19 protein-coding genes and 1 pseudogene are annotated in these 17022 nt (G+C 61.1%); 8 read left to right on the top strand and 12 right to left on the bottom strand.

Annotated features, from left to right (window positions below):
- A complete protein-coding gene (locus tag AFIDRAFT_RS07840) occupies positions 1 to 426 on the bottom strand; it encodes a hypothetical protein (RefSeq protein WP_245258135.1) in 426 nt (141 codons plus the stop codon).
- Positions 427 to 514: 88 nt separating this feature from the next.
- Here AFIDRAFT_RS07840 and AFIDRAFT_RS07845 point away from each other — a divergent pair, with 88 nt between their 5' ends.
- Entirely contained in the window at positions 515 to 940 is a 426-nt protein-coding gene (locus tag AFIDRAFT_RS07845; RefSeq protein WP_009338657.1) for a hypothetical protein, read from the top strand.
- Here the strand turns inward: AFIDRAFT_RS07845 and AFIDRAFT_RS19750 are convergent.
- On the bottom strand, positions 911 to 1318 hold the full coding sequence (locus AFIDRAFT_RS19750) for a hypothetical protein (protein WP_156786857.1): 408 nt from the start codon (positions 1316 to 1318) through the stop codon (positions 911 to 913). The two genes, AFIDRAFT_RS07845 and AFIDRAFT_RS19750, sit on opposite strands and share 30 nt — an antisense overlap.
- 97 nt (positions 1319 to 1415) lie before the next feature.
- On the opposite strand from AFIDRAFT_RS19750, the gene AFIDRAFT_RS07850 reads away from it, so the two are divergent.
- The 3 genes from AFIDRAFT_RS07850 (at position 1416) to AFIDRAFT_RS07860 (ending at position 3030) form a co-directional block, all read left to right on the top strand.
- Positions 1416 to 1952: a hypothetical protein gene (locus tag AFIDRAFT_RS07850; protein WP_009338658.1), complete on the top strand. Its 537-nt coding sequence runs from the start codon at positions 1416 to 1418 to the stop codon at positions 1950 to 1952.
- A gap of 335 nt (positions 1953 to 2287) precedes the next feature.
- Entirely contained in the window at positions 2288 to 2587 is a 300-nt protein-coding gene (locus AFIDRAFT_RS07855) for a hypothetical protein (RefSeq protein WP_009338659.1), read from the top strand.
- Positions 2588 to 2601: 14 nt separating this feature from the next.
- Positions 2602 to 3030, top strand: coding sequence for a hypothetical protein (locus tag AFIDRAFT_RS07860; RefSeq protein ID WP_009338660.1), 429 nt, complete (start codon positions 2602 to 2604; stop codon positions 3028 to 3030).
- Positions 3031 to 3113: 83 nt separating this feature from the next.
- On the opposite strand, the gene AFIDRAFT_RS19995 is transcribed toward AFIDRAFT_RS07860, so the two are convergent.
- The 6 genes and pseudogenes from AFIDRAFT_RS19995 to rsmI all read right to left on the bottom strand — a co-directional run bounded on the left by AFIDRAFT_RS19995 (position 3114) and on the right by rsmI (position 7809).
- Positions 3114 to 3605 carry a hypothetical protein gene (locus AFIDRAFT_RS19995; RefSeq protein ID WP_040297906.1) on the bottom strand — a complete coding sequence of 164 codons (492 nt, stop codon included), beginning with the start codon at positions 3603 to 3605 and terminating at the stop codon, positions 3114 to 3116.
- Between the two features lie 228 nt (positions 3606 to 3833).
- Positions 3834 to 4478, bottom strand: a pseudogene (locus tag AFIDRAFT_RS07870) (magnesium chelatase domain-containing protein); the annotation flags it as partial.
- Between the two features lie 103 nt (positions 4479 to 4581).
- The gene (locus AFIDRAFT_RS07875; RefSeq protein WP_009338662.1) at positions 4582 to 5400 is read right to left on the bottom strand and encodes a hypothetical protein; all 819 of its coding nucleotides are present in this window, start codon (positions 5398 to 5400) and stop codon (positions 4582 to 4584) included.
- A 118-nt stretch (positions 5401 to 5518) separates the two neighbouring features.
- Complete coding sequence (gshB, locus tag AFIDRAFT_RS07880; protein WP_009338663.1) at positions 5519 to 6460, bottom strand: glutathione synthase; 942 nt, start codon at positions 6458 to 6460, stop codon at positions 5519 to 5521.
- A gap of 30 nt (positions 6461 to 6490) precedes the next feature.
- Positions 6491 to 6880: a YraN family protein gene (locus AFIDRAFT_RS07885; RefSeq protein WP_009338664.1), complete on the bottom strand. Its 390-nt coding sequence runs from the start codon at positions 6878 to 6880 to the stop codon at positions 6491 to 6493.
- On the bottom strand, positions 6877 to 7809 hold the full coding sequence (rsmI, locus tag AFIDRAFT_RS07890) for a 16S rRNA (cytidine(1402)-2'-O)-methyltransferase (protein WP_040297908.1): 933 nt from the start codon (positions 7807 to 7809) through the stop codon (positions 6877 to 6879). The genes AFIDRAFT_RS07885 and rsmI overlap by 4 nt, the downstream gene beginning before the upstream one ends.
- Before the next feature lie 243 nt (positions 7810 to 8052).
- Between rsmI and AFIDRAFT_RS07895 the strand changes: the two genes are divergently transcribed.
- Entirely contained in the window at positions 8053 to 9264 is a 1212-nt protein-coding gene (locus AFIDRAFT_RS07895) for a penicillin-binding protein activator (protein ID WP_009338666.1), read from the top strand.
- A 9-nt stretch (positions 9265 to 9273) separates the two neighbouring features.
- On the opposite strand, the gene hemW is transcribed toward AFIDRAFT_RS07895, so the two are convergent.
- From hemW to rph, 3 genes are read right to left on the bottom strand one after another with little or no spacing between them, the layout of a single operon-like run.
- On the bottom strand, positions 9274 to 10431 hold the full coding sequence (gene hemW / locus AFIDRAFT_RS07900) for a radical SAM family heme chaperone HemW (protein ID WP_009338667.1): 1158 nt from the start codon (positions 10429 to 10431) through the stop codon (positions 9274 to 9276).
- Positions 10421 to 11059: an RdgB/HAM1 family non-canonical purine NTP pyrophosphatase gene (gene rdgB, locus AFIDRAFT_RS07905; protein WP_009338668.1), complete on the bottom strand. Its 639-nt coding sequence runs from the start codon at positions 11057 to 11059 to the stop codon at positions 10421 to 10423. The genes hemW and rdgB overlap by 11 nt, the downstream gene beginning before the upstream one ends.
- On the bottom strand, positions 11059 to 11775 hold the full coding sequence (gene rph, locus AFIDRAFT_RS07910) for a ribonuclease PH (protein ID WP_009338669.1): 717 nt from the start codon (positions 11773 to 11775) through the stop codon (positions 11059 to 11061). Before rph ends, rdgB begins: the two co-directional genes overlap by 1 nt.
- A 202-nt stretch (positions 11776 to 11977) precedes the next feature.
- Here rph and hrcA point away from each other — a divergent pair, with 202 nt between their 5' ends.
- The gene (gene hrcA, locus AFIDRAFT_RS07915) at positions 11978 to 13069 is read left to right on the top strand and encodes a heat-inducible transcriptional repressor HrcA (RefSeq protein WP_009338670.1); all 1092 of its coding nucleotides are present in this window, start codon (positions 11978 to 11980) and stop codon (positions 13067 to 13069) included.
- Between the two features lie 88 nt (positions 13070 to 13157).
- Positions 13158 to 13757: a nucleotide exchange factor GrpE gene (gene grpE, locus AFIDRAFT_RS07920; RefSeq protein WP_009338671.1), complete on the top strand. Its 600-nt coding sequence runs from the start codon at positions 13158 to 13160 to the stop codon at positions 13755 to 13757.
- A 17-nt stretch (positions 13758 to 13774) separates the two neighbouring features.
- Here grpE and AFIDRAFT_RS07925 read toward each other — a convergent pair whose 3' ends face one another.
- Positions 13775 to 14728 carry a hypothetical protein gene (locus AFIDRAFT_RS07925; protein ID WP_009338672.1) on the bottom strand — a complete coding sequence of 318 codons (954 nt, stop codon included), beginning with the start codon at positions 14726 to 14728 and terminating at the stop codon, positions 13775 to 13777.
- 299 nt (positions 14729 to 15027) lie between these two features.
- Between AFIDRAFT_RS07925 and dnaK the strand changes: the two genes are divergently transcribed.
- Positions 15028 to 16941: a molecular chaperone DnaK gene (gene dnaK, locus AFIDRAFT_RS07930; RefSeq protein ID WP_040297911.1), complete on the top strand. Its 1914-nt coding sequence runs from the start codon at positions 15028 to 15030 to the stop codon at positions 16939 to 16941.
- Positions 16942 to 17022 lie beyond the last annotated feature (81 nt).

Genomic DNA, 17022 nt, shown 5'->3' on the forward strand with positions numbered 1-17022 from the left:
TTATCGCCCGGCCTTTTTATCCTTGGCAGCCTTGAAGTTTGCTCGTACAGCGTTCGCACATGCGGTCAGGGCTTCATCCAGACCTCCGGCGACTGCCACGGCTTTCACTTCGTCCAGCTGCGCGACCAGATCGTCAAACGTCGCTGCCTTGAGCGTGGACATACCCTTCTTCATCTCCAGCGGCTGTTTGCCGTACCGAAGCTGGAAATAGATCGTGCCATTCCCATCGACCCAGAACTGCTCGCGGGAAATCCGCTTTCCCTCTCGGAAGAGTCCGATCTTGTTGATCTGCTGATCGATGCTGGCGGCAAGCCTGTTACGGCGCTGCAAAATCGGATTGCTGGTCGTCGGCTTCTGAACAGAGACAAGTGAAAGTGCAGACATGGCATTTGCTCCGGTTGAATTGACGGAGCCCGCGTCACTCAAAACTAGACCCAAGACAACGGCTCGAAAATCACCCGCTGACACACGCGGTTAGGTTGCAGAGGCGGGAATCCCACCGATGAGGATTCCCATGATCGATCTCACCCGACGATTGTTGTTGCAACTTTCGCTCGCTGGCACGGCATCTGCCTGCTCCGATAAAACAAGCGCCCGCTCCCCACTTGAGGAATTGTGGATGCAACGAATTCCGCTGCTGCGAGAGCGTCTCGCCATCGAGGGTCGAAGTGATCTCAATTCAACACCCGCCCGAACAGCAGAAACCGGACTTTCATGGGATGCGATCAAGCTGGCAATGGACGCTATCGAGCAGCAGATTTGGACTCTGCCTCCCGATCCAGACACGATCGCTGCACGGCTTCTTATCGACTATGAGAATTACAGCTTAGAAACCGCGACCGAGATTGGCTCACCCAGAGATAGCCTGCGATGGATCGCCGATGCGTATCTTCGCGTTCATTTCAAAGATTTAAGCAGCTTTATTTTTCGATCGACCTGAAGTTGGAAGCTCGATCTTTCGTTTCTCGATGATGACCCGGAATGCTGCATCTTTCGCTGCGAGCCGCTCGCGTTCCTGCTGTTCGGCAATTTCCATTATGGAGTCATGGATACGCAAAGCTTGAGCGTTTAATTCTCTCACGCCTTGGGCAGTCAGTGTGGACCGGTTGCCTACGGTTTCGAGCGGATAGCCACCATAGCGCAGCTCAAAGAACAACCTGCCGCAGCGTCCCATCCATAACTGATTGGACGAGATCAACCGTCCAGGTCTTGGCACGCTTTTAGGAGAGATTGGCGTAATAACCAACCCGAACTCACGCTCCTTGGCCGTCAATCGTCGCCCTCGGAATGTCGGCCATTCATCGTGTATTTGGGACATTCTACCCTCCCCATGGGACGGCCATCCCCGAAATTAAATTCATGGACAACGACTAATCGGACACGATGATCCTAAATATGGGATGGTAAAAAAGCCGATGGCCAAGAAGCCCCCAAGACCTCCCGTTCCACCTCCGACTGCTCGGCAACTGGCAGATGCTTTCCTGACCTCATCGATCATGGATGTCTCGGGATGGCATTCGATCGTGGCCGTCTCGCTCAACTTCAAGCTTCAGCTCCGATCAGACCACGGATCGATGACGGTATTGACGGAAGACATCTGCCGCCAACAATTACTCGGCTTCGGCGTGGCTCTGGACCGACTCGTATACGGGAATGCCGCTCGGCGTTATGGGAAGCGGGTTCGCCGTGTCGTTGTTCTTGAGAACGGAGAAGACCGTGTCTGGCACGCGCATCTCGCGATGGAGAAACCGCCGACTATGGCGGATGTGAAATTCCGCAAATTGGTCATGGAGGCATGGGATAAATGCCCTTGGTCTGGACGACAGGAAGACATCCAGCTCGACGCTGATGAGGGCTGGATGGATTATTTAGGGAAAATCCGATCCAAACGCGAATTTATTTCTTGGTCTGACTGTGTGGTGGTCGAGGCCTGCTTCAACGACGCTAAATAAGCGACATAGACCCGTCGTTCATTCTGTTGAAGATTTTTCCGTATATGAATCCTGGTTGACCGATCCAATCGAAGCTCCATGAAAACATGTTCCGAGCTTTATCCTGAGTATTGTCAAAATTATAAAATCAAAGATCAAGCCACGTTTAAACCACTTCCAACGACATCAACACCATCCAATAAAATCTGATCACCACGTATCGATCACCAACGCAGAGTCATTTCTGCCTGTGTGATGGATACGATTCATGGCAGCGATATCATCAGACCGTTCCAGCCGCAGCTAAGTAATAGACCAGCATCAATGGCGGTGTTGGGGTTATGAAAGGTGATCGTATGAGCGAGTTGGATACTTTGGTTTTAAATGATGTGGTTGAAGAACGTATGAGTTCATTCAGTAGGTGGTTGGATGAACTCAAGCCGACTAGCAAGAAAGAGATCGATACGTTGATTGCTTTGCTTTTGGCGTGTCATAAAATCGATGGTTATAATCTTATTGGCGGTCGATATCAGATCGTGAGTATCAATGGCGATTGGATTGTCGGAGAATTTGGTCGAGCGAGTTTATATATTGAGGGTGATTCGTTTCGCTTGCGTGTGATCGAGATGCTGAAGTGCATACGGAAAGACTTGTAGGGGGAGACAAGTCGATGTCTGCATCAAAGCAACCCAAGGAAACGGTAATACGTCATCGGAATGTATTTACAGGTGAGATCGTCGAAGAGGTTATCGTCAAGAAGCCGAAGCCAAGACGGGTTCAACCACAACGATATTACTCACAGCGACAGCGATACGTTTATGGTGATAACGATATCGTTGAATGGTTTAAGTCGAATGCTCCGGAGACGCTAGCGGAAGTCGAAGATTTACGACGTGCTCTGAAAACACGGAAGAGAGCCGGAAAATACGACATCACGATCATCTTCACGCAGCACACGGGAAGACGGTTGATCAAAGTATGGGGTCCGAAGAGCCAAGTCGTGATCGTCAGCCAGAGTTCGCGAAAGCTATTCAATAAGAAACTACGCAACCGAGAGATTTATCTGGAAGAGCTTCGCGATCAGTTCGGTCAGTGGTAAAAAATACACAACGCCCGACCGAAGGTCCTCGCGAAGCGAGCAATCAAGAATAAAAAAGGGAGCTCGAAAGCTCCCTTTAGTTTTTAGAACCGAATCAGGCCGAGCCTGCCGAGCAAATGCCTAACCTCAGTGGGAGAGCAGGTTTCAAGGCAGCAAAGAGCTACGTTGTGTTCCGGCTGTAACGTCGAGATAGCCGCAAGAAGCCGATCATCAGTAACCCAATCGGGGATCCGCCAGATGATCGAAACGAACCAGCCGCCTTCTTCAGACCCCTCAATGACAGCCGCAAAATCTACAAGCCAACCTGGATTGCCTGCGCAGGTCGATACTGTCCTGCAGAGGTCCTCCAGATATTTCTCACAGTATTCTGCGGGTGCGGATACTCCGATTTCTACGGCACCACCGATAGAAAAGAGCCCACGCACCGAGTGATGGTCGTATGTAGGATCATCCTCATCTAAGCGAAGATAGAACTTCGTGCCGTTCTCCGCCTGACGTGCTTTTGGAAAGGTCGCAACAGGGCGGGGAGGTCGAGGAGTTCGGAAGGCCGTGAAGTCAATAATATTGGATTGCATTTAAATCCCTGTAGTGAAGGCGAGCAGGCAAGCGTGTTCGGTGACACGGGAGGTGCCTTTTCGCGGGTTGAACTTTCTTCACCACTTGGGGGAGTTGCAGCTCTCGGCTGCGCCCGGCTACCTGACAAACGTCGGGTCAAGGGAACATGAAGCATATATACTCTAGTCGAGCAAATCTGTCAATTAACGATGAGATAACAATACTTTACTTAATTTAATTGGACTTCATATAAGGAGATGATGCCCGCCCGCGGCGGCGATTTCGAGTGCACGCTTCGCGCTTTCCTGGCCCTTGATGTCGCGCAGGTCGAGCGTCTCGCTCGCCTGTTCGGCGATTCTGGGTTGGGGCCGCGACAGCACCTGCGTGCCCTTGAAGTGGTTGGCGATCTGGATCAGCGAGCCTGCGGCGATGATCTCAAGCTCGGGGCTCGCCCACGCGGCTTCCGCGCCGCAGGCCGCAGGGCAGATCAGGCCATGGTCGCGCGCATTGGCACCGATCGCGGCGGGCAGCACGCCCGCCACCGGCGCGATCGAGCCGTCGAGGCCGAGTTCGCCGAGCACGGTGAAATCCGCCAGCGCGTCGGGCGGGATCGCGCCAATGGCCGCCATCAGGCCGAGCGCGATGGGGAGGTCGTAATGGCTGCCTTCCTTCGGCAGGTCGGCGGGGGCGAGATTGACGGTGATGCGGCGCGCGGGCAGCGCAAGCCCCGAGGCGATCAGCGCCGCGCGGACCCGCTCGCGGGCTTCGGAGACGGCCTTGTCCGGCAGCCCGACGATGGAGAAAGCGGGCAGCCCCGGCGCGACCTGAACCTGCACATCGACGGCGCGCGCCTCGATGCCCTCAAACGCCATGGTGGAGACGTGCTGAACCATCAGGAGCCCACCTCGCCGGAAGTAGCTGGTGGAACTCTACCCTTTTGGCAGATCAGTGCAAGAACATTAAAAGAACAAATGTGGATTGTGTGACCTGAAAGGCTCAGGTCAGGGCAGGCGCCAGAGTCACATTCCCTGCCGCGAGGTTCGGCAGCTTGGGCCGCAGTTTCAGCCCAAAGACGTGCGGAAAGCGCATCAGCTCGATATCGAAATCGGCGGCGGGAATCGGGATCGCCTCACTGGCAGCTTTGGGGCCATAGAGCCGGCCCCAGACGTCGATCCTGGCGAATTGCGGCACCTGGGAGAGGCGCAGATTGCCGATGCTGCCGGTGAAGTTCAGCATCTCGCGAGCGCGATCATTCATCATGATGACCCAGCCATCCTTGGTGTGGCCGACATCGTTGGCAATCGGGCAGGCCACCACCATGGCGTCCGGCGCGGTCTTGAACAACTGGTCGTAGACTTCCCGGTGATGATCGATCAGTTCCGAATAGACCACGATGCAGACGGCGGCATCGCCGACCGGCACGGGTAGCACCAGGCGCTGCCAGATCTTACCGTTCTGCGAGGTCGGCAGCGTGTAGCGCAGGCAGGCGGGGATCAGGCTGTCGGCGACCTTGCGATAGACCTGTGCATATTCGCGGCTCATCGGATTGCCGCTGGCCGACAACAAGACCCCGGCGCGGTCGCGGCCGATCGCCTTTTGCACGGCTTCGCCGACATAGGTGTAGACGAAGTCGTCGCCCGCGGTCATCAGGTAAACGAGGTTCTCACGCAGCGGATAACTCGATTCCTCGGTGAGACGCTGCAATGTCAGGTCGCCGGTGGCTTGCAGGGTTTTCCATTTGGCCCACAGGAATTCCATCGCGGCCGTCGTGAGCTCGCGCGGAATCGATGTGCCGCTGAAAACCTCGAGGGACATAAATCAACAATCTGCAATTGAAGACGACGCCGCTTACCAGCAATAAACCCAAGGTAAAGGCGGGCAACAATCTGGCAGATGATTATCAGTAATTCCTTAAAGGGGGGATCGAAAAAACCTATCGTCGCCGGGCCTCGATGGCGTTCCAGATATGGGCGGCGACGTCCGGCCCGCCGAGATTGGCGATGGCGCGGATACCGGTGGGCGAGGTGACGTTGATCTCGGTGAGATGGCCGTCGATCACGTCAAGGCCCACAAACAGAAGGCCTTTTTCCTTCAGGCTGGGGCCAACCCGTTCGCAGATCTCCCGCTCGCGGGGGGTGAGATCCGTCGCCTTGGCGGCACCGCCGCGCACCATGTTCGAGCGTAGGTCATCCGGCGCGGGGACGCGGTTGACCGCGCCCGCGAATTCGCCGTCCACGAGGATGATGCGCTTGTCGCCCGCCTTCACGCCGGGCAGGAATTTCTGCACCACCCACGGCTCGCGGAAGGTCACCGAGAACAGGTCGTAGAGCGAACCGAAATTCATGTCCTGCGCGGCGATCCTGAACACGGCCGCACCGCCGTGGCCGTAGAGCGGCTTGAACACCACGTCGCCATGCTCCTTGCGGAACAGCTCGATCTCCTCCTTGTCGCGCGAAATCAGCGTCGGCGTCATCAGGTCGGAAAATTCCATCACGAAGATTTTTTCCGGCGCATCGCGCACGCTCGTGGGATCGTTCACCACCAACGTCTTGGGGTGGATGCGCTCGAGCAGATGCGTGGTGGTGACGTAGGCGAGATCGAACGGCGGATCCTGTCGCAACAGCACCACGTCGAAGGATTGCATGTTGGTGTGTTTGGCTTCGCCGAGCGTGAAATGATTGCCGGGTTCGTCGCGCACCTGAAGCGGTTGCACGAAGGCCACCACATCCTTGCCTGACAGCGAGAGACGCTCGGGCGTGTAATAGAATAATTCGTGCCCGCGCTTCTGCGCTTCCAGCAACATCGCGAAGGTCGAATCGCCGCGCACGTTGATGCGCGCGATCGGGTCCATCTGAACGGCAACTTTCAAGGTCATGGTCGGTCCGGCTGTGGGATGAATCGATAATCAGAAAGTGGAAGTCTCGAACGCTGCTTCCAGATGGCGCGGAAGCCGCCTCGGTGCAATCAATATCACGTCGAAACGGCAGTCCAGATTTGCATGGTCGGGATGCGCGGCGAGCCAGAGCGAGGCTGCGGCGGCGATGCGCTGCTGCTGGCGCGGCGTGACGCTATAGGCGGCATCGTCGAGCGTGTTGCGCGCCTTCACCTCGACGAACGCCAGCGTTGCGCGCCGCTTTGCCACCACGTCGATCTCGCCATGCGGCGTGCGGTAGCGCCGCGCCAGGACGCGGTAGCCTTTTGCACTGAGATAGAGACAAGCGCGCCGCTCGGCGGACAGGCCGGTCTGAAATGCGGTGACGCGCTCGGCTGTAGGATTGTCGGGCGGCGCGCTCATTCGGGCTCATCCTTGTGAGCCAGGGCCAGCGCGCGCGCATAAACCTCGCGGCGCGGATGGCCCGACAGTTCGACCGCGGCGGCAACCGCATCCTTGACGCTGCCATGTGCAAGCTGCTCGCGCAAAAGCGCGTCGAGCTGATCCTCGCTCATGCGTCCGGTGTCTTCCGAGGGCGGGCCGATCACCAGCACGAATTCGCCGCGCGTTTCCAGTTGGGCAGCCTGCGCGTCGACATCTGCAAGCGAGAAGCGACGGATATCCTCGTGCAGCTTGGTCATCTCGCGGCAGATCGCGATATCGCGGGCCCCAAGAATGTCGGCGAGATCGCGCAAAGAGTCCTGCACCCGCGCGCCGGATTCGAACAGCACCAGCGTGACGCCGATCCGCGCCAACTCGGTGATGCGGTTGCGGCGCGCGCCTTCCTTGGCGGGCAGGAAGCCCTCGAAGAAGAAACGGTCGGTCGGCAATGCCGCGACCGACAGCGCTGCGAGAATCGAGGAAGGGCCCGGCAGCGCGCGAACCGCGAAGCCCACGGCGCAGGCCTCACGCACCAGCTTGAAGCCGGGATCGGAAATCAGCGGCGTGCCAGCATCCGACACCAGCGTGACCGACCCCCCTTGCGCGAGGCGCGCGAGAATCTTCGGCCGCATCGCAGCCGCGTTGTGTTCGTGATAGGGCGACAGCGGCACGGTGATGCCGTAGCGGTCCAGGAGCTTGCGGGTGACGCGGGTATCCTCGCAGCAGATCACGTCGCTGCCCGCCAGTGTCTCCAGCGCGCGCAGCGTGATGTCGCCGAGATTGCCGATCGGCGTGGCGGCGAGATACAGTCCCGGTGGCGCTTTCGGAACGATGATGGCGTGCCCCGCCACCAGAATCTGTCGCGAAACTGCGGTGGTGTCGGTATCCGGGCGGGGGGACGGGCGAGACATGAGGTCAGTGTAGCCTGTCCGCGCGGAATCGTCTTGCTGCACGCGCAAGGAATGAACGATCCAGACTTCAGAATTTCAAAAGCTTCAGAATCCAAAGCTTAGAATTCCAAAGGCTTGGAAATTCGCAGGGGTCACAAATTCTTCGTTTTCCCGTATGGTGGTCGCCAAGAAGTCTGAATTTGGCTCCAGATCGGTCCGTCATGGTGTCCGGGCCGATCAAGGAGCCGGTCTGAAAGAGAATTGATGACGGTCCCGACCCATCCTTCAAAATCCAGCCTCCTGACCACCCGCCGCAGCGCTGTCGGGCTGATCCTCGGTGCGCCGCTGCTCGCCGGATGCGCGGGCATGTCCGGGCTGACAGGCACCGATCAGCCGCCGCCGGGCCCTTCGGGCCCGCAGCAGGAAGCGATTGCCGTCGGCAAGGGGCAGGTCAAGGTCGGGCTGATTCTGCCTTTGTCGGGCGCGGGCAATGCCGGCATCGCCGGCAATTCGATGAAGAATGCCGCCGAGATGGCACTGGCGGAATTCCAGAATCCCGACATCCAGCTTCTCATCAAGGACGATGCCGGTACCCCGCAAGGCGCGCAAACCGCCGCGCAACAGGCGCTGGGCGAAGGCGCGGAGATCATTCTCGGGCCGCTGTTCGGGCTTTCGGTCGCGGGCGTGGCGCAGCAGGCGCGGTCGCGCAACATTCCGGTGATCGCGTTTTCCACCGACGCCAGCGTTGCCGGGCAGGGCGTCTATCTGTTGAGCTTCCTGCCGGAATCCGACGTCAACCGCATCACCGATTATTCCACCAGCACCGGCAAGCGCTCCTTCGCGGCGCTGTTGCCGGAGAATGCCTACGGCAACGTCGTCGAGGCCGCGTTCAAGCAGGCGGTGGCGCGCAAGGGCGCGCGCATGATCGCTTTTGAAAAGTACACGAGCGATCCGAACCAGGTGCAGACCGCCGTACGCAACGTCGCGCAGGCGCTGGGCGGCGCCGACGCGCTGCTGCTCGCCGATGACGGCGACGTGCTGGTGCAACTGTCATCGCAACTTGCCGGTGCGGGTGCGGATCTCAAGCGCGTGCAACTGCTCGGCACCGGGCTGTGGGACAACCCGAAAGTATTCGCCGATCAGCATCTGCAGGGCGGCTATTACGCGGCTCCCGATCCGTCCGGCTATCGCGCCTTCGCCAAGCGCTATCGCGGCAAATACGGGCAGGACCCGGTGCGCACCGCGACGCTGGCCTATGATGCGGTGGCGCTGGTGGCGGCGCTGTCGCGCGTGAATTCCGGCGGCGGGCCGCGCTTCTCGGCCGAAGTGCTCACGAATGTGTCGGGATTCACCGGCATCGACGGGCTGTTTCGCTTTCGTCCCAATGGCACCAACGAGCGCGGTCTCGCCGTGCTGCGCGTGGCGGCGAGCGGTGGACAGATTGCGTCGGCCTCGCCGAAGAGTTTCGGGGCGTAATTTTTCGGATTACGCCGCGAGGTCGGCGACCACGGCATCGAGCAGAGGAAAGCCGTCCTGCGTCACGCGCAGTCGCCCGCTCTCGTCCATCACGATGGCGCCGTCTTCCTTGAGCGCGGCGATGCGGTGTGGATCGAGCGGGCGTCCGGCGAGTGCCGCATAGCGCTTCGGATCGATGCCTTCCGCAAGGCGCAGGCCCATCAGCAGAAATTCATCGGCGCGCTGTTCGCTGTCGAGCAAATCTTCGGTCGCGATGCCGTGGCCGTCTTCCTCCACGCGCGTGAGCCATGCTTCCGGCCGCTTGTCGGTTGCGGTCGCGTGACGGATGCCGCCGATATCGAGCCGCCCATGCGCGCCGGGGCCGATACCGGCATATTCCTGGCCCCGCCAGTAGACGAGGTTGTGGCGGCACTCCGCGCCGGGCCGCGCGTGATTGGAAATCTCGTAAGAAGGCAGGCCATGCGCGGCGCAGACCTCCTGCGTCACGTCGTAGAGTTGGCGCGCGAGGTCCTCGTCAGGTGTTTTCAATTTGCCCGCGCGGTGCAGGCCGAAGAACGGCGTGCCTTCCTCGATGGTCAATTGATACAGCGACAGATGTTCGGCGGCTTCCGAGATCGCCACTTTAAGTTCGCGCGTCCATGCGTCCGCGCTCTGGTCCGGGCGCGCGTAGATCAGGTCGAACGAATAGCGGTCGAACGAACGGCGCGCGATGGCGACCGCATCGAGCGCCTCGCGGGCACTGTGCATGCGGCCCAGCGCTTTCAGCGAAGCGTCGTCGAGCGCCTGCACGCCAAGCGAAACGCGGTTGACGCCCGCTGCGCGATAACCCGCAAAGCGCGTCGCCTCGACGCTGGTGGGGTTGGCTTCAAGCGTGACCTCGACGCCCTTATCGACATTCCAGTGCTGTCCGATGGCATCGAGCACCGCGCCGACCGTCTGCGGCTTCATCAGCGACGGCGTACCGCCGCCGAGGAAAATCGACGTTACCGTGCGGCCGGGCGTGCGCGCCGCCGTGGTCGCGATCTCGCGCGCAAAAGCGCGCGCAAAACGCTCCTCATCGATCGCGGTGTGGCGGACGTGGCTGTTGAAATCGCAATACGGACATTTCGACAGGCAGAACGGCCAGTGCACATAAACGCCAAAGGCATTTTGCGCGTCAGCGGGCAAGGCAGATCTCCGCAAGCTTCACGAAGGCCTTCGCGCGATGCGACAGGCCCAAGCCGAGCGGCGGCAGGCCGTGCTTCTCGATGCTCGTCATCTCGCCGAACGTACGCCCATGGCCGTCCGGGAGGAAGGCTGGATCGTAGCCGAAACCGGCGTCGCCGCGCGGCGGCCAGACCATCGCGCCGTTGACGCGCTCCTCGACTTCTTCGAGATGCCCGTCAGGCCACGCCACGCACAGCGCGGAGACGAAATGCGCCTTGCGCTGCGCCGGTGCAGTCGCGCCGCGCTCCTGCAACAGCCGCTCGATCTGCGCCATCGCTGCCATGAAATCCTTCGACGGTCCCGCCCAGCGCGCCGAATAGATTCCCGGCTGGCTGTCGAGCGCATCGACGCACAGGCCGGAATCGTCGGCAAAGGCTGGCAGGCCGGTTGCGTTCGCCGCAGCTTCCGCCTTGATGCGCGCATTGGCGGCAAACGTGGTGCCGGTTTCTTCCGGCTCCGGCAGATTCAATTCGCCTGCCGATACGGCCTCGATGCCGTAAGGCGCGAGCAGTTCGCGCATCTCGGCGAGCTTGCCGGAATTGTGGGTGGCGATGACGAGGCGGCCGGTGATGTGGCGGTGACTGGGCATTACGCCATCGCGATCTTCTGCAATTCCACGAGACGGCCGACGCCGCTTTGCGCCAGCGCCATCAGTTTGAGGAATTCATCCTGCGAGAACGGCGTGCGCTCCGCAGTGCCCTGTACCTCGACGAGGCGGCCGTCACCGGTCATGACGAAATTCGCGTCCGTCTCGGCTTCCGAATCCTCGGCATAGTCAAGGTCGAGCACCGGGGTGCCGTTGTGGATGCCGCACGAGATCGCGGCGACATTGTCGCGCAGCACGTTGTCGTTCTTGAGCATGTTGCGCGCCTTCATCCATTGCAGGCAGTCGGCGAGCGCGACCCATGCGCCGGTGATGGACGCGGTGCGGGTGCCGCCATCGGCCTGGATCACGTCGCAGTCGACGGTGATCTGGCGTTCGCCAAGGGCGACGAGATCGACGGTGGTCCGCAGCGAGCGGCCGATCAGGCGCTGGATTTCCACGGTGCGCCCGCTCTGCTTGCCGGCCGAAGCCTCGCGGCGGACCCGGTCATGGGTGGCGCGCGGCAGCATGCCGTATTCGGCGGTGACCCAGCCTCGGCCCTGGCCCTTGAGCCATGGCGGCAGCCGCTCCTCCAGCGTCGCGGTGACGAGCACATGGGTGTCGCCGAATTTCACCATGCAGGAACCTTCGGCGTATTTTACCACGCCGCGCTCGAGTGAGACGGGGCGCAGTTCGTCGGGCGCGCGGCCGCTGGGACGCATGTTTTTCTCCAAAAGCAGGAAATGATCTTGTGAATGATCTTAAGAACGATCTTGGGCTGCTTTTAGGGGCGCCCGCCGCGCGCGGCAAGGCCGAACAGGCGGTGCAAGGGGGGTGCAAGGTGCTTGTCAGCCGCGCGCGGCGGGAACACATTAAGCCTTGAACTGATAAGTTCTTGGATTGATGTCTCCACAGGAGCAAAGGTTGTCTCACCACGACCCGAAAGACTCGCTGATTACCCCGAGCGCGGCGCTGTCCCAGCTCAACGAGCGTTCCCGCGATATTTTTCGGCAAATTGTCGAGAATTATCTCGCCACCGGCGAGCCGGTCGGTTCGCGCAACATCTCGCGAATGATCTCGGTCCCGCTGTCGCCTGCTTCCGTGCGCAACGTGATGGCGGACCTCGAACATCTCGGCCTGATTTACGCGCCGCATACGTCCGCAGGACGGCTGCCGACCGAGCTTGGGTTACGCTTTTTCGTCGATGCGCTGATGCAGGTCGGAGACCTCACGGAGGACGAGCGGCAATCGATCCAGGCGCAGTTGGCCGCCATCGGCAAGCAGCAATCGATCGAAGCCACGCTGAGCGATGCGATGACGCGCCTGTCGGGCCTCACGCGCGCCGCCGCCGTGGTGCTGACGGGCAAATCGAACACGCGGCTCAAACATATCGAGTTCGTGCGGCTGGAGCCCGAGCAGGCGCTCGTCGTGCTGGTCGCCGAAGACGGCCAGATCGAAAACCGTATTCTCGCGTTGCCGCCGGGCGTGCCGTCCTCGGCGCTGGTGGAAGCCTCGAACTTCCTCAACGCCCGCATCCGTGGCCGCACATTGAGCGAGGCGCGCGCCGATCTGGAAGCGGCATTGGCACAGAGCCGCAACGAGCTAGATCAGCTCACGCAGAAGATCATTTCCGCCGGCGTCGCATCATGGTCGGGCGGCTCAAACGACGAGCGCCGTTTGATCGTTCGCGGCCATGCCAATCTGCTCGAAGACCTTCACGCCATGGAGGATCTGGAGCGGGTACGGCTGTTGTTCGACGACCTGGAGACCAAGAAGGGCGTCGCCGACCTGCTCGGCCTTGCGGAACGCGGCGACGGCGTGCGGATTTTCATCGGCTCGGAAAACAAGCTGTTTTCGCTGTCGGGCTCCTCGACCATCACCGCGCCCTATCGCGACAGTTCCGGCCGCATCGTCGGCGTGCTCGGCGTGATCGGCCCGACGCGGCTGAACTACGCGCGCGTCATCCCGATGGTGGATTATGCGGCGCGCATCGTCAGCCAGATGCTCGGCAAATAGGTATTTTGGGCGGGCGTCCGCGCTTGATTTTTGGCGGCCAAACGACGATATGCCAGCCGTACACCCTTAATCAGACAGTGGAAGCGTGATGACCGATAACGACGGCCGGAAGGAATTTTCTGAAGCGGCGGAGAACGCGGGCAGCAAGCCCGGCGAACCGCGCGTCTCCAAGCCGTACATCATGCCCGACGACCCGGAGGAGACGCCCTCCGAGGCGCTCGTCAAGGAAGCCGCTGAAGCCAAGGACAAGATGCTCCGCACGCTGGCGGAGATGGAGAATCTGCGCAAGCGCACCCAGCGCGAGGTCGCGGACGCGCGCGCATACGGCATCGCCGGTTTCGCGCGCGATATTCTGGAAATCGCCGACAATCTGCAGCGCGCGCTCGACGCGGTGCCTGCGGAAGCGCGTGCCACGGCGGATGCAGGCCTTACAGCGCTGATCGAAGGCGTCGAGTTGACCGAGCGCTCGCTGCATCGTTCGCTCGAGAAGAACGGCGTCAAGAAGTTCGATCCGATGGGCGAGAAGTTCGATCCGAACGTGCATCAGGCGATGTACGAGGTTCCGGATAATTCGGTTGCGCCCGGCACCGTCGTGCAGGTGATCCAGACCGGCTACATGATCGGCGACCGGATGCTTCGTCCGGCACTGGTCGGGGTCTCGAAGGCCGAGCCCAAACCCGCCAACTGATCGAAGCGTTCCGACTCTTACTTTGCGCTGATGCCGTCGCGGACGGTGCGGAAGCGCGTGAACGCCTCCGACCACTCGGACTGCGGGGCGCTGGCGACAATGCGCAGAGTCGCGGAGCCTGAGCCGAAGCGCAGCCACTGCACCACCCGCACCGGCGTGTTATCCTTGCCGGTGACGCCTTCGATGCGAGTCTCGAAGCCGGGGCTGCCGTCGATCCGCAGCGGCTCGTTGTTGGTCATCTTGACGTCGCGCAGGCCCGCGATGTTGGCGGCGAGATCGCGCGCAAAGCGGCCGCGATCTTCCACCTGAGTGGGTCCACCCTGCATGATGCCGACCATAATGTAGGCGGAGCTGTCGAGCTTGGCATCGTCGCCGCCATCGCTGAGCAGCACCGCCGAGCGCGGTGCGATGGTGCGCACATGCTTGAAGCCCGCGAGATCGCCGAGCTTGAAGTTGAGCTGGGACAGTTGCTCCTCGACCGGAATTTCGGCGCGCGTCACCGTGCTCGCGAGCATCTTGCGGATATTGGCCTCGGAATAGGCGTCGCCTGCGTCGCCGCGCACCTGCACGATGACGTAGCCGGTGAATTTGTTGCCCGGCAGCAGCAGCGTGTAGTTCGACACCTCGGTGTCGCCGTCCTTGCCGGTTTCGGTCAGCAGATAACCCTGCCGCGCGGTGGTGGAGAAGGCTTGCGGCTTTGGTGAGCCCGCCGGCGTGGAGTTGTTCTTCAGCGCGGTCTCGACGGCCGTGAACGCGGCCTCCGGGATTTCCGACAGGCCGACCCGCACCTTCTGGTCGGAGCTGATGAAGCCGGAAAACTGGGTCGAGGCCGCAAGTCCCTCCAGCGGCACGAGGCCGACGCGGACTCCCGCCGGGAAAACGGCTTCGGCGGCGCGCGCGGGGAGGGCCAGAACGAGGAGAGCGGGGAGCGCCAGCACCGCCCGGCGGAGGGTCATGGAAAGGGTCATCATCGCTAAGCTCCCTGACGCGCGATTGAGGCGGATCGATGGATGGGGGGTTCGATAGCAGCTTCCAGGATGCGCCGACAGGCCCGGCGCGCCGTTCCCGGAATGGCCTCTCCGGGATGTTAACCGGTGAAAACAAATGCCGCCGAATAACGGCTTTCACCCCCTTCGGTCCTTGCGGCCCCTACCGCCCCTCCTATATGAGGCGGAGCGTCGCAGAGCGGCGCGCTTGGATTCTCAGGGGGTTGGGTGCGGTGCGCCGTCAGGGCCCGGCCAATCCGCCGCAAAAGAAGGATAGAGGGACAATGGGAAAGGTCATTGGGATCGATCTCGGCACCACCAATTCGTGCGTTGCCGTCATGGATGGCAAATCGCCGAAAGTTATCGAGAACGCGGAAGGCATGCGGACGACCCCGTCCATCGTCGCCTTCACCAATGACGGCGAGCGCCTCGTCGGTCAGCCGGCCAAGCGCCAGGCCGTCACCAATCCGGAAAATACGATTTTCGCCGTGAAGCGCCTGATCGGCCGCCGCTACGACGATCCGACCGTCGAGAAGGACAAGAAGCTCGTCCCCTACAAGATCATGAAGGCATCGAACGGCGACGCCTGGGTCGAGGCTTCGGGCCAGACCTACTCGCCTTCGCAGGTTTCCGCTTTCATCCTTCAGAAGATGAAAGAGACCGCTGAAGCCCATCTCGGCCAAAAGGTCGATCAGGCGGTCATCACTGTTCCCGCATATTTCAACGACGCCCAGCGTCAGGCCACCAAGGACGCCGGCAAGATCGCCGGCCTCGAAGTGCTGCGCATCATCAACGAGCCGACCGCTGCAGCGCTCGCCTACGGCCTCGACAAGTCGAAGCAGGGCACCATCGCGGTGTACGACCTCGGCGGCGGCACGTTCGACGTGTCGATCCTTGAGATCGGCGACGGCGTGTTCGAGGTGAAGTCGACCAACGGCGACACCTTCCTCGGCGGCGAAGATTTCGACATGCGCCTCGTCGGCTATCTCGCCGACGAATTCCAGAAGGAGCAGGGCATCAACCTGCGCAACGACAAGCTCGCTCTGCAGCGCCTGAAGGAAGCTGCGGAAAAAGCCAAGATTGAGCTGTCCTCGACGACGCAGACCGAAGTTAACCTGCCGTTCATCACGGCGGATGCGACCGGCCCGAAGCATCTGACCATGAAGCTCACCCGCGCCAAGTTCGAGGCGCTGGTCGACGATCTCGTGCAGAAGACGATCGAGCCCTGTCGCAAGGCGCTGAAGGATGCCGGTCTTTCGGCTGGCGAAGTCGGCGAGGTGGTTCTGGTCGGCGGCATGACCCGCATGCCGAAGATCCAGGAGATCGTGAAGCAGTTCTTCGGCAAGGAGCCGCACAAGGGCGTCAACCCGGATGAAGTCGTCGCCATCGGCGCGGCCATTCAGGCAGGCGTGCTGCAGGGCGACGTCAAGGACGTGCTGCTGCTCGACGTGACCCCGCTCTCGCTCGGCATCGAAACGCTGGGCGGCGTGTTCACGCGCATCATCGAGCGCAACACCACGATCCCGACCAAGAAGAGCCAGGTGTTCTCGACAGCCGAGGACAATCAGGGCGCCGTGACGATCCGCGTCTTCCAGGGCGAGCGCGAAATGGCGGCCGACAACAAGGCGCTCGGCCAGTTCGACCTGATGGGTATTCCGCCGGCGCCCCGCGGCATGCCGCAGATCGAGGTCACCTTCGACATCGACGCCAACGGCATCGTCAACGTCTCGGCCAAGGACAAGGCGACCGGCAAGGAACAGCAGATTCGCATCCAGGCGTCGGGCGGGTTGTCGGAATCCGAGATCGAGAAGATGGTCAAGGATGCCGAGGCGAACGCCGCCGAGGACAAGAAGCGCCGCGAGGCGGTCGACGCCAAGAACCATGCCGACGCGCTGGTGCATTCCACCGAGAAGGCGCTGGCCGAGCACGGCGGCAAGGTGTCCGAAGGCGACCGCAAGGCGATCGAGGATGCGCTGGCCGATCTGAAGGAAGCCCTGAAGGGCGACGATTCGGAAGCCATCAAGGCGAAGTCCAACACGCTGGCGCAGGCTTCGATGAAGCTCGGCGAGGCGATGTATCAGCAGCAGGCCGAAGCCGATGCCAAGGCCGACGCGGCGAAGGACGCTGCCCACGATGATGTTGTCGATGCGGAGTTCACCGAAGTCGACGACGACAAGACCAACAAGAAGTCAGCGTAAGCGCTTCACGGAAAACCTCCCCCTTGCGGGGAGGTTTTTGCAGGGAGAGTTCCTGTTCTCAGGTTTCTCAGACTCAGATAC

This window comes from Afipia sp. 1NLS2 (assembly GCF_000178995.1).
Classification (GTDB): Bacteria; Pseudomonadota; Alphaproteobacteria; order Rhizobiales; family Xanthobacteraceae; genus Afipia.

What these genes read in the sequence shown, in the direction of transcription:
- AFIDRAFT_RS07845 (WP_009338657.1), top strand. Translation starts at nt 515, where the DNA reads ATGATCGATCTCACCCGACGATTGTTGTTGCAACTTTCGCTCGCTGGC.
- AFIDRAFT_RS19750 (WP_156786857.1), bottom strand. Translation starts at nt 1,318, where the DNA reads ATGTCCCAAATACACGATGAATGGCCGACATTCCGAGGGCGACGATTG.
- AFIDRAFT_RS07850 (WP_009338658.1), top strand. Translation starts at nt 1,416, where the DNA reads ATGGCCAAGAAGCCCCCAAGACCTCCCGTTCCACCTCCGACTGCTCGG.
- AFIDRAFT_RS07855 (WP_009338659.1), top strand. Translation starts at nt 2,288, where the DNA reads ATGAGCGAGTTGGATACTTTGGTTTTAAATGATGTGGTTGAAGAACGT.
- AFIDRAFT_RS07860 (WP_009338660.1), top strand. Translation starts at nt 2,602, where the DNA reads ATGTCTGCATCAAAGCAACCCAAGGAAACGGTAATACGTCATCGGAAT.
- AFIDRAFT_RS19995 (WP_040297906.1), bottom strand. Translation starts at nt 3,605, where the DNA reads ATGCAATCCAATATTATTGACTTCACGGCCTTCCGAACTCCTCGACCT.
- AFIDRAFT_RS07875 (WP_009338662.1), bottom strand. Translation starts at nt 5,400, where the DNA reads ATGTCCCTCGAGGTTTTCAGCGGCACATCGATTCCGCGCGAGCTCACG.
- gshB (WP_009338663.1), bottom strand. Translation starts at nt 6,460, where the DNA reads ATGACCTTGAAAGTTGCCGTTCAGATGGACCCGATCGCGCGCATCAAC.
- AFIDRAFT_RS07885 (WP_009338664.1), bottom strand. Translation starts at nt 6,880, where the DNA reads ATGAGCGCGCCGCCCGACAATCCTACAGCCGAGCGCGTCACCGCATTT.
- rsmI (WP_040297908.1), bottom strand. Translation starts at nt 7,809, where the DNA reads ATGTCTCGCCCGTCCCCCCGCCCGGATACCGACACCACCGCAGTTTCG.
- AFIDRAFT_RS07895 (WP_009338666.1), top strand. Translation starts at nt 8,053, where the DNA reads ATGACGGTCCCGACCCATCCTTCAAAATCCAGCCTCCTGACCACCCGC.
- rdgB (WP_009338668.1), bottom strand. Translation starts at nt 11,059, where the DNA reads ATGCCCAGTCACCGCCACATCACCGGCCGCCTCGTCATCGCCACCCAC.
- rph (WP_009338669.1), bottom strand. Translation starts at nt 11,775, where the DNA reads ATGCGTCCCAGCGGCCGCGCGCCCGACGAACTGCGCCCCGTCTCACTC.
- grpE (WP_009338671.1), top strand. Translation starts at nt 13,158, where the DNA reads ATGACCGATAACGACGGCCGGAAGGAATTTTCTGAAGCGGCGGAGAAC.
- AFIDRAFT_RS07925 (WP_009338672.1), bottom strand. Translation starts at nt 14,728, where the DNA reads ATGATGACCCTTTCCATGACCCTCCGCCGGGCGGTGCTGGCGCTCCCC.
- dnaK (WP_040297911.1), top strand. Translation starts at nt 15,028, where the DNA reads ATGGGAAAGGTCATTGGGATCGATCTCGGCACCACCAATTCGTGCGTT.